Genomic DNA, 9,964 nt, shown 5'->3' with positions numbered 1-9,964 from the left:
GGCCCAGGCGGTAATGAGGGCCGGCCAACGGCCGGCGCTACCGGAAATCGCACGGCAACAAAAAAGGCCCGGATCGCTCCGGGCCTTTTCATAACAGCGGGTCAACCGATCAACCGCCCGGGGCGAAGGCCAGGGTGCGGCGGGTGGTGACGGGAGCCGAGACCGGCTCGAACTTCCAGCGCTTGACGGCGTTGAGTGCTTCGCGGTCGAACACGCGGGCCGGGTTGGCGCGCAGGACGCGGGCGTTGGTGACCGAGCCGTCGGTGCCGACGGTGATTTCCACCAGCACGTCACCCGAGGTACCGGCGCGCAGGGCTTCCGGGGGGTAACGCGGGGCCGGGGTGCTGACCGGACGCAGGTTGTTGGCAGCGGCGGCGGGGGCGGCGGCGCGGGAAGCGGCTGCAGCAGCGGCGGCGGCCGCAGCCTGCTGGCGCTGTTCGGCTTCACGACGGGCAGCAGCCTGGCGGTCGGCTTCCTGGCGCTCGCCATCTCGGCGGGCGGCTTCGGCCTGGGCGGCGATGTTGCGGGCCGCTTCGGCTTCGGCGGCCTGCTGCTGGCGCTGCTGGTCAGCCAGCTGCTTGGCGCGGGCTTCGGCGTCCTTCTTGACCTTGTCGGTCTCTTCCTGGGTGCGCTTCAGGGCGGTCTGCATGCCGCCGGTCACACCCTGCTTCAGGCGTGCCAGCGCCGGTGCGGCCGGGTCCACCTTTTCCACCAGGGCCACCAGGCGCTGGGCTTCGGTGAAGTCCTCACGGGCCAGGTTCTGCTCGGCGGCGATGACGGTGTAGGGCAGCAGGTCGGTCAGCGCGCTCTTCACCGAGGCGTCGTCCGGGGTCTTGTCGCGCAGCGCCAGGTAGTACTCGATGGCGTTGTCGCCGGCCGGGGCGTACATGCGGTTCTCGCGCAGGGCCTTGCTGGCCGAATCGCGCAGTTCCTCGGTGCCCATCGACTGCACCTGGGCCGAAACGGCCGGTGCCGGCGCGGGAGCCGCGGCAGGGGCGGCCGCCGGAGCGGTCGCGCTGTCAGCAGCCGGAGCCGCCGGTTCATCCTTGCCCGAGCAGGCGGCCAGAGCCACCGCCAGGGTCAGCGGCACCCACAGGCGCGCCTTGACGAAAGTGTTGACGTGCGACATCCAACTCCCCTTTGAAGAACGACGATACGTAAGGTCTGAGGCGGCAGACCGGCCGGACCCCGGAGCGTTTCCCGACGCGCCGGGCCGTGCCACCGGGCGGTGCCCGGCGGCCAGAAGCTTCAATCTACCATCACATGGCGTTGATGTGGGTGACTGCGCCAGTGGCGGAATTCTGGCGCGCCCCGGGCTTAATGCGACAGCGCCTTGCTCGGCGAGTGCGACATCAGCTTGTCGGTGTAGGCAATGCCGATGGCCGACAGAATGAAGGCACCGTGGATGATGGTCTGCCACATCACGCCGTTGGCGGTCATGGTCGCGCACTTCAGCTTGGCCGCGGCGTCCGGGCCGACGCTGGCGGTCACCGAGGCAACGGCGTCATAGAAGGCCTGGGTGTCACACAGCGGCAGGCCGTCCAGCGACCCGGCCCCGATGAAGGTCTTCAGCAGGTGGATCGAGGAGATGCCGATGATGGACAGGGCCAGCTTCACCTTCAGCACGCTGGCGTTGACGTGGCTGAGCCACTCCGGCTGGTCCGGGTGGTTTTCCAGGCGCAGGCGCGAGACGAAGGTCTCATAGCCGCCCACGATCACCATCACCAGCAGGTTGGAGATCATCACCACGTCGATCAGGCCCAGCACCAGCAGCATGATTTCCTGCTCGCCCATGCTGTTGGCACGGTGGATCAGGTGCCACAGCTCCTTGCCGAACAGGAACACGTACACGCACTGCGCCAGGATCAGGCCCAGGTACAGCGGCAGCTGCAGCCAGCGCGAGGCGAAGATCAGGGACGAAAGCGGGCTGATGCCGGTAGAGGGGGAGGAGCTCATGGGGCTGAATAGGAGGATTGCGGGGTTGCCGAAGGGTACCCGGACCGGGTGACGGTGCCAAGGCAGGGGAGCCCCGGCCCATGAACGAGCGCTCAGGGTTGCGCCGGGCACTACCCGATCGCCGGAAACCCGTAGAGCCGGGCTTGCCCGGCTGCTCCAACCCACAGCACCACTCTCGGAGTTCTATCAGGGATGTCCAGCCGGCTCCCGTCTAGATTCCACCTTCATCATTCTTAGTGGAGATCTCCGTGCGGTCATCAACCTTTCGCGTACTGGCGGCAGCCTTGGGGCTGATTGCGACACCCTTCGTTGGCCACGCTGCCGGTGACTCACCCTCCGGCGATAGCGCTCCGGCCATGCTTCCGCCTGAGGCGGCTGGAAAAGTCTGCTGCCCAGGGACGGACCATACCGTCCAGCTCCGCAGGAGGGGGCCGGGGCACCCATATCCCGCAGCTCGCAATTTGAGTGTTCATCCTTATTGGAACGTACTTGGCTTCGAGCGGGACGGTGCCGCCTACTACCAGGTCAGTGATCTCTGGGGAACTGTGCATCTGATTGCGGGAGGGATCGATGGTGTTTACTCAGCCCTGCCTGCCGCAGAATCCACTGCGGGATTGCAGCTGCCCGCGCTGCCGATGCCTCCAGAGGGCGAGTTTTCACTGCATCTGGACGTCGATTCAGACGGAGCCGCATGGCGCCTGGATGTGGACGCCCTCGAACGCTAAGCGCTCACGAATCCATCAGCACCATCCGAATCCGGTTTCGCCTGCACTGGACCTCACCTGCGTGCGCCAAAAGTCGGCCAGCCAGTCTTGAACTTGACGCCTGCACAGTCTCTTCAGTGAGTAGATGGGCGCGATCCATGATCTCAACAATTACGACGATGCCGCTGACGCAGCCGATCTTCCCACACCGCGCATTGACCCGGATCTGCCCCTTCTCATTCTGAAGCAGAATTGAAACGGCATCGGTGAGAGTCCGGTAGGCGGCCAGCTGGAGCGGAACCGAAAGGCGACAGGCATCACCGATCAGTCGAGGCTGTGCCAGCCTCTCCGTGCTCTCCCAAAGATCGTTGATGCCGCCCACCTGAAGCGCGAGATAAAGGCCGATGTGCTCAAGGGCAGTGGGATATACGAGGCTCGCTTGGGCACGGAACTTTCTTGAGTAGAAGGCCGATGTACTGATCAGGTTCTCCGCGACACGAGGGTGCCCCTGACGGATCAGCCAGTCAGCGGTCTCGCTGAGATGTACATCAATGCCTTCCCCGACACGATTGATGCCCACTGCCGTCTGCCGCAGGTTGTCTTCTGAGGCCGCGTGCGAAGAACGCGCCAGATCAATAACTTCCCTGCTGGTCGCATCTCGCGCGGAGAATCGATTGAAGTGGTGGCTGATGCTGGATCCGAAGGCAAGCAGTGCACACCCAGCGACAGCAAGCATTAGCTGTACAGAATAGCCGGGCGCATCAAAGGACCACGGCTCGCCCGAGGCATCCAGCGTGACACCCAGCGTCACGTTCAGGAGCGGCACCGCGAACGCGGCTCCATGCCAACCATGCATGCATGTAAGTGCAACGGCTGGCACTACCATCAGGACGCGGAGGGTGGAGCTTGCGCTCGTAGAGTCAGCGGGAAGATGGCTTGCGAGAACTCCCATCCCAACCAATGTTGCGGCCAACAAAAGTGCGGGAATGCGCGGCTGGAAGCTCGTGGCCGCTCCCTTTCTCCGTTGGATCCACAGCACCGCCAGTGGTGCCAGTGTCAGCATGCCTATCAGATCACCAAGCGCATATCGCGCTGCGCGGACGGGCCAGCTGACCTCTGGTGGTACAGGCCACAGCTGCTCGGAAAGTGTCACGTTGATCAATGTGGCGGTGACAGCGGCGCTACCTGCCAGCGTCAGGATCCAAGTAGTCGAACCCAGTCGAATTGCGCGCGCGTGAACCCGTGTCAGCACTGCAACTGCCGGCAGGACGGTAACCGCACTGAGCAGAACCCAGAGGGTGCCGTAGGTACCCATCATCGGCTCCCGCAGCTGGAAGAGATAGGCGAACTCGCCGGCAAAAAGATACGGCCAGAGCCGAGGTGGGCAGAGCAGGAGCGCGGATAGGCGTACGCCGGCCGTCAGGTAGAACTGGTCCACCGATACATTTCTGGATAGTCCGTAGCAGGTGGCATAAGCCAGTGCCAGCAGAACCCCATCCAGCCCGATACGAATGTTCAGGCGAGTGGCCTTGATCCACCATTGCGTCAGCAAGTCCGTCGGCACATCCGTTCTCCTGTTCAACCTGCTTGGGCATCTCGAAGGAGCGGCAACATGCCGCAGGTGGTAGCGGCCGGAATTTAATCCCACGGTCGCAGAGATGCGCATCGGAATCAGACGAAACCCACCGGCTGCGGTGACCTACTGCCGCCCTGTCAAGGCGCAGGCGCGGATTGGTGGGACTAACTGTTCCCCACCTGCTGACAGCGCCGTGACGCTTGCGACATACACTCACCACTTTCCCAACCCGAAGGTGCCGTCATGCTCGACCTGTATTACTGGCCCACTCCCAACGGCCACAAAGTCACCCTGCTGCTGGAAGAGCTGGGCCTGCCGTACCAGATCAAGCCGGTGAACATCGGGTCGGGCGACCAGTTCAAGCCTGAATTCCTGGCTATTTCGCCGAACAACAAGATGCCGGCGCTGGTGGACCACGCCCCGACCGACGGCGGCGCGCCGCAGAGCGTGTTCGAGTCCGGCGCGATCCTGCTGTACCTGGCCGAGAAGACCGGCAAGTTCCTGCCGGCCGACACCCGTGGCCGGGTGGCGGTGCTGGAATGGTTGTTCTGGCAGATGGCCGGGCTGGGCCCGATGAGCGGCCAGATGGGCCACTTCAATGTGTACGCGCCCGAGCAGATTCCGTATGCCATCGAGCGCTACGGCAATGAGGTGCGCCGCCTGCATGGGGTGATGGACAAGCGCCTGGCGCAGAGCGCGTATCTGGCCGGGGACGAGTACACCATTGCCGACATGGCCAGCTACCCGTGGATCGGGGCGTACGACAAGCTGCCGCCGGATTTTGCCGCGTTCCCGCATCTGAAGCGCTGGCATGAGGCGATTGCCGCACGCCCGGCGACCCAGCGGGCGTATGCGCTGAAGCAGCAGGTGAACCCGAATGCGGGCAAGCCGCTGAGCGAGGAAGAGCGCAAGCATCTGTTCGGGCAGCGGTAGGGATATCCGGGCAAGGCTCGGCGGTACGGTACGATGGGGGCCTGACGTCGCCGGAACCCTCCATGCGCCACCTTGTAGCCAGCCTTGCCCTGATGATTGCCTCCACCTCGATGGTCCACGCCGAAAAACTCACGCTTGAGGCCATCACCGGCCCGCTGCCGCTGTCCGGCCCGACCCTGATGAAGCCGAAGGTGGCTCCGGATGGCTCGCAGGTGAGCTTCCTGCGTGGCAAGGAGGCCGACCGCAACCAGCTGGACCTGTGGACCTACGACATCGCCAGCGGCCAGACCCGCATGCTGGTCGATTCCAAGGTGGTGCTGCCGGGCGAGGAAACCCTGAGCGACGCCGAAAAGGCCCGCCGCGAGCGCCAGCGCATCGCGGCCATGACCGGCATCGTGGACTACCAGTGGTCGCCGGATGCCCACACCCTGCTGTTCCCGCTGGGCGGCGAGCTGTACCTGTACGACCTGTCCAAGCAGGGCAAGGCGGCGGTTCGCCAGCTCACCCACGGTGAAGGTTTCGCCACCGATGCCAAGCTGTCGCCCAAGGGCGGCTTTGTCAGCTTCGTGCGCGCCCGCAACCTGTGGGTGATCGACCTGGCCAGCGGCAAGCAGATCCAGCTCACCACCGACGGCAGCGACACCATCGGCAATGGCGTGGCTGAATTCGTCGCCGATGAGGAAATGGATCGCCACACCGGTTACTGGTGGGCTCCGGACGACTCGGCGATTGCCTTCGCCCGCATCGACGAATCGCCGGTGCCGGTGCAGAAGCGTTACGAGATGTACGCCGACCGCGTGGAAATGATCGAGCAGCGCTACCCGGCGGCCGGCGACCACAACGTCACCGTGAAGCTGGGCGTGGTCGCCCCGAAGACTGCCGCCGCGCCGCGCTGGGTGGACCTGGGCTCCAACCCGGACATCTACCTGGCCCGCGTGGACTGGCGCAGCCCGCAGCAGCTGGCCTTCCAGCGCCAGTCGCGCGACCAGAAGACGCTGGAGCTGATCCAAGCCGATCTTGCCGGCGGCAAGCAGCAGACCCTGGCCACCGAAACCTCCAAAACCTGGGTGCCGCTGCACAACAGCCTGCACTTCCTCAAGGACGGCGGCTTTGTGTGGTCGTCCGAGCGCACCGGCTTCCAGCACCTGTACCGCGTGGCCGCCGACGGCAAGACGGTCACCGCGCTGACCTCTGGCCAGTGGCCGGTGGACGAACTGCTGGCGGTCGATGAAGACGCCGGCACCGTGTACTTCCGCGCCGGGGTGGACTCGGCCCGCGAGAGCCAGATCTACGCGGTGCCGCTGGCCGGTGGCGCGATCAAGCGCCTGTCGCAGGCCGATGGCATGCACACCGCCAGCTTCGCCCGCAACGCCAGTGTGTATGTGGACAGCTGGTCCAACACCACCACGCCGCCGCAGATTTCGCTGCACCGTGCCAACGGCGAGAAGATCGCCACGCTGGTGGAAAACAATCTGGCCGACCCGAACCATCCCTATGCGCGCTATCTGGAGGCGCAGCGTCCGGTCGAGTTCGGCACGCTGACCGCCGCTGACGGTCGTACCGAACTGAACTACAGCCTGATCAAGCCGGCCGGCTTCGACCCGGCCAAGCGCTATCCGGTGGCGGTGTACGTGTATGGCGGCCCGGCCAGCCAGACCGTCACCAACAGCTGGCCCGGCCGTGGCGACCATCTGTTCAACCAGTATCTGGCGCAGCGTGGCTACGTGGTGTTCTCGCTGGACAACCGCGGCACGCCGCGTCGTGGCCGTGACTTCGGCGGCGCGCTGTATGGCGTGCAGGGCACGGTGGAAGTGGCCGACCAGCTCAAGGGCGTGGAATGGCTGAAGCAGCAGCCGTGGGTGGATCCCGCGCGCATCGGCGTGCAGGGCTGGTCCAACGGCGGTTACATGACCCTGATGCTGCTGGCGAAGGCGTCTGATCAGTACGCCTGCGGCGTGGCGGGTGCGCCGGTGACCGACTGGGGTCTGTATGACACCCATTACACCGAACGCTACATGGACCTGCCGGCGCGCAATGCCAAGGGTTACGAAGAAGCACGCGTGCTGGCGCATGTCGATGGCCTGCGCTCGCGCCTGCTGCTGATTCACGGCATGGCCGACGACAACGTGCTGTTCACCAACTCCACCGAGCTGATGAGCGCGCTGCAGAAGCGCGGCCAGCCGTTCGAGCTGATGACCTACCCGGGGGCCAAGCACGGACTGTCGGGCAGCAATGCGCTGCACCGTTACCGTCTGGCGGAAGACTTCCTGGGCCGCTGCCTGACGCCGTAATTCCACGCACTGGCTCAAGGAGGACGCCGATGACCCCACCCCCTGCGCTGCCCCCGGTCCACGCGACCGGATGGTGGAGCCGCCACTGGCGCTGGGCCATGCCGTTGTGCGTGCTGGCCTGCATTGCCGTGCTGGTGGGGGTGGTGTGGCTGGCGCTGGCGCAGTGGTCGCACTGGAGCCGCAGCAGCGCGCCGTACCAGGAGGCGATGCGCCGCGCGCGCTGCAGCATCGAGTTGCGGCATGTGCTGGGCGAACCGATCCACGATGGCTACCTGCCCAGCGGCAACATGCAGCGCAACGCCGATGGCAGTGGCTACAGCGAGTTCGTGGTCGACCTGAAGGGATCCAAGGGCAGCGGCCAGCTGTTCCTGGAGGCGCGCCGGGAAGACGGGCGCTGGGACTACCCGCGGATGTATGTGCTGACCGAGACGGCCGAGGCGATCGACCTGACCGCGCTGGATGACGCCGAGGCGGCCAACGTATGTGCGTTGCAGGAGTGCCGCGAGCAGAACCATTGCCTGCCGGCTCCGCCGACGGATACATGACCTCCGGCCGATTGCCGTAATCCGTTCCAGTGGGTACGGTCGCAGCCATCCACCACCCCGGAGTTCCGCATGAAGCCGCTTGCCCTTGCCGTCGCGCTGGTCCTTTCCGTTCCCGCCGCGCTCAGCGCGCCGCCGGCCGCCCTGGCCGCAACCCCGGCTGCCAGCAAGGCACCGGCCAGCCCGGCCTGGGTGACCCGCAGCAATGAACTGGCGCAGATCCTGCTCGATGCGCAGGGCCCGTTCCAGCCGGAAGAAACCGGCTTCTTCGGCGTGCCGGGCTACGACGACAAGGTCGCTGATTTCGGCCCGGGCAACGCCGCGCGTTACCGCGCCGCGATGGCCAAGGGACGCAGCGAACTGCAGGCCAAGCTGGCCACCGAGCGTAATCCGAACGTGCGCCAGGACCTGGCGATCATGATCGCCGCGGCCACCCGCAACATCGAAGGCAGCGAACTCAACGAGAAGTACCTGCTGCCGTGGACCGACACCCCGCAGTTGGTGTTCAGCGGCATCAACCTGCTGCTCTCCGACCAGGTGCCCGAAGCACGCCGTGCCAAGGCGCTCGACCGCCTGAAGGCCTATGCCGGCCTGGCTCCCGGCACCACGGCGGTGACTACGCTGTCGCGCCAGCGCTATGAAGAGGCGTTGGCCAACAAGTCGCTGCTTCAGCCGACCAAGATTGAAGTCGAGCAGTCGCTGGAGAACGTGGACACCTACATCGCAGGCATCGAGAAGCTGTTCGGCAAGTACAAGATCGCCGGCACCGACGAAGCACTGAAGGCCATTGCCACCCAGCTGCGCGAGTACCGCGACTGGACCCGCGCCGAAGTGCTGCCCAAGGCCCGCGCGGACGCGCAGCTGCCCGCGCCGCTGTACGCGTTCCAGCTGAAGCAGGTGGGCATCGACATCGATCCCAAGCTGCTGATGCAGCGCGCCCAGCTGGAATTCATGGAGACCCGCTCGGCGATGCGCCAGCTGGCTCCGCTGGTGGTGCAGGCCAAGGGCCTGAAGGTCGCCGACCCGACCGACGTGGTGGCGGTGATCCGCGCGCTGAAGAGCGACAAGATCGCCAACGACCAGCTCGAGCACCACTACCGCGGCGTGATCGACCAGATCGATCCGATCATCCGTGCACAGAAGATCGTGGATGTGCCGCAGCGCCCGATGCAGATGCGCCTGGGCTCGGAAGCGGAAAGCGCGGCGTCGCCGGCTCCGCACTTCCTGCCGGCTCCGCTCGTTGGCAACACCGGTCAGCAGGGCACTTTCGTGCTGCCGCTGGGCAATCCGGCCGCCGGCGACAAGGCCGCGCAGTACGACGACTTCAACTTCGGTTCGGCGGCGTGGACGCTGAGCGCGCATGAAGGCCGCCCCGGCCACGAACTGCAGTTCACCGCGATGGTGGAGCGCGGCATCTCGCTGGCCCGCACCATGTTCGCGTTCAATTCGGTCAACGTGGAAGGCTGGGCACTGTATGCCGAAGCCGAAATGGTGCCGTACGAGCCGCTGGACGGGCAGCTGATCGCGCTGCAGTTCCGCCTGCTGCGCGCGGCCCGCGCCATGCTCGACCCGATGCTCAACCTGGGCCTGATCGACCGCGCCAATGCCGAGCGCATGCTGATTGACGAAGTGGGTCTGTCCAAGGCCATGGCCACGCAGGAGCTGGACCGCTACATGGTGCGCATGCCGGGCCAGGCGGGCAGCTACTTCTACGGCTACACCCGCATCCTGGAACTGCGCATGCAGACCGAGCTGGCGCTGGGGCCGAAGTTTGACCGCCTGGCGTTCAACAACTTCCTGCTCGACCAGGGTCTGCTGCCGCCGGACCAGCTGGCCCAGGCGGTGAATGAGGTGTTCATTCCGAAGCACCGATAAGAGGGAGCTTCGCTCGGCATCCCGGTAGCGCCGGCCGTTGGCCGGCCCATGGAATGTTTCCAACGTTCATGAGGGCCGGCCAACGGC

The 9,964-nt window shown here is 65.6% G+C and carries 8 protein-coding genes; 5 read left to right on the top strand and 3 right to left on the bottom strand.

The window, feature by feature from the left end; genetic code table 11:
• Nucleotides 1–109: 109 nt before the first annotated feature.
• Both QMX83_RS17450 and QMX83_RS17445 read right to left on the bottom strand, forming a co-directional pair.
• Nucleotides 110–1,129, bottom strand: a complete 1,020-nt coding sequence (locus QMX83_RS17450; protein WP_282297910.1) for an energy transducer TonB — start codon at nt 1,127–1,129, stop codon at nt 110–112.
• Nucleotides 1,130–1,317: 188 nt separating this feature from the next.
• Nucleotides 1,318–1,956: a TIGR00645 family protein gene (locus QMX83_RS17445; protein WP_282297909.1), complete on the bottom strand. Its 639-nt coding sequence runs from the start codon at nt 1,954–1,956 to the stop codon at nt 1,318–1,320.
• 461 nt (nt 1,957–2,417) lie between these two features.
• On the opposite strand from QMX83_RS17445, the gene QMX83_RS17440 reads away from it, so the two are divergent.
• On the top strand, nt 2,418–2,681 hold the full coding sequence (locus QMX83_RS17440) for a hypothetical protein (RefSeq protein WP_282297908.1): 264 nt from the start codon (nt 2,418–2,420) through the stop codon (nt 2,679–2,681).
• A 4-nt stretch (nt 2,682–2,685) separates the two neighbouring features.
• Here QMX83_RS17440 and QMX83_RS17435 read toward each other — a convergent pair whose 3' ends face one another.
• Nucleotides 2,686–4,224, bottom strand: coding sequence for an MASE1 domain-containing protein (locus QMX83_RS17435; RefSeq protein ID WP_282297907.1), 1,539 nt, complete (start codon nt 4,222–4,224; stop codon nt 2,686–2,688).
• A 255-nt stretch (nt 4,225–4,479) separates the two neighbouring features.
• On the opposite strand from QMX83_RS17435, the gene QMX83_RS17430 reads away from it, so the two are divergent.
• The 4 genes from QMX83_RS17430 (at nt 4,480) to QMX83_RS17415 (ending at nt 9,877) form a co-directional block, all read left to right on the top strand.
• Nucleotides 4,480–5,169, top strand: a complete 690-nt coding sequence (locus QMX83_RS17430) for a glutathione binding-like protein (protein WP_282297906.1) — start codon at nt 4,480–4,482, stop codon at nt 5,167–5,169.
• A 62-nt stretch (nt 5,170–5,231) separates the two neighbouring features.
• Nucleotides 5,232–7,460 (top strand): S9 family peptidase, encoded by a 2,229-nt coding sequence (locus QMX83_RS17425; protein WP_282297905.1) that lies wholly within the window; start codon nt 5,232–5,234, stop codon nt 7,458–7,460.
• A 29-nt stretch (nt 7,461–7,489) separates the two neighbouring features.
• Nucleotides 7,490–8,005: a cytochrome c oxidase assembly factor Coa1 family protein gene (locus QMX83_RS17420; protein WP_282297904.1), complete on the top strand. Its 516-nt coding sequence runs from the start codon at nt 7,490–7,492 to the stop codon at nt 8,003–8,005.
• A gap of 69 nt (nt 8,006–8,074) precedes the next feature.
• The gene (locus QMX83_RS17415; RefSeq protein ID WP_282297903.1) at nt 8,075–9,877 is read left to right on the top strand and encodes a DUF885 domain-containing protein; all 1,803 of its coding nucleotides are present in this window, start codon (nt 8,075–8,077) and stop codon (nt 9,875–9,877) included.
• The last annotated feature ends 87 nt before the right edge of the window (nt 9,878–9,964 follow it).

Source organism: Stenotrophomonas sp. PS02289 (genome assembly GCF_029960115.1).
Taxonomy (GTDB): Bacteria; Pseudomonadota; Gammaproteobacteria; order Xanthomonadales; family Xanthomonadaceae; genus Stenotrophomonas.
This window is presented reverse-complemented; position numbering and strand designations above follow the sequence as displayed.

Bases quoted from the DNA above. Each gene is read 5' to 3' on its own strand.
- QMX83_RS17450 (WP_282297910.1), bottom strand. From the start codon at position 1,129: ATGTCGCACGTCAACACTTTCGTCAAGGCGCGCCTGTGGGTGCCGCTG.
- QMX83_RS17445 (WP_282297909.1), bottom strand. From the start codon at position 1,956: ATGAGCTCCTCCCCCTCTACCGGCATCAGCCCGCTTTCGTCCCTGATC.
- QMX83_RS17430 (WP_282297906.1), top strand. From the start codon at position 4,480: ATGCTCGACCTGTATTACTGGCCCACTCCCAACGGCCACAAAGTCACC.
- QMX83_RS17425 (WP_282297905.1), top strand. From the start codon at position 5,232: ATGCGCCACCTTGTAGCCAGCCTTGCCCTGATGATTGCCTCCACCTCG.
- QMX83_RS17420 (WP_282297904.1), top strand. From the start codon at position 7,490: ATGACCCCACCCCCTGCGCTGCCCCCGGTCCACGCGACCGGATGGTGG.
- QMX83_RS17415 (WP_282297903.1), top strand. From the start codon at position 8,075: ATGAAGCCGCTTGCCCTTGCCGTCGCGCTGGTCCTTTCCGTTCCCGCC.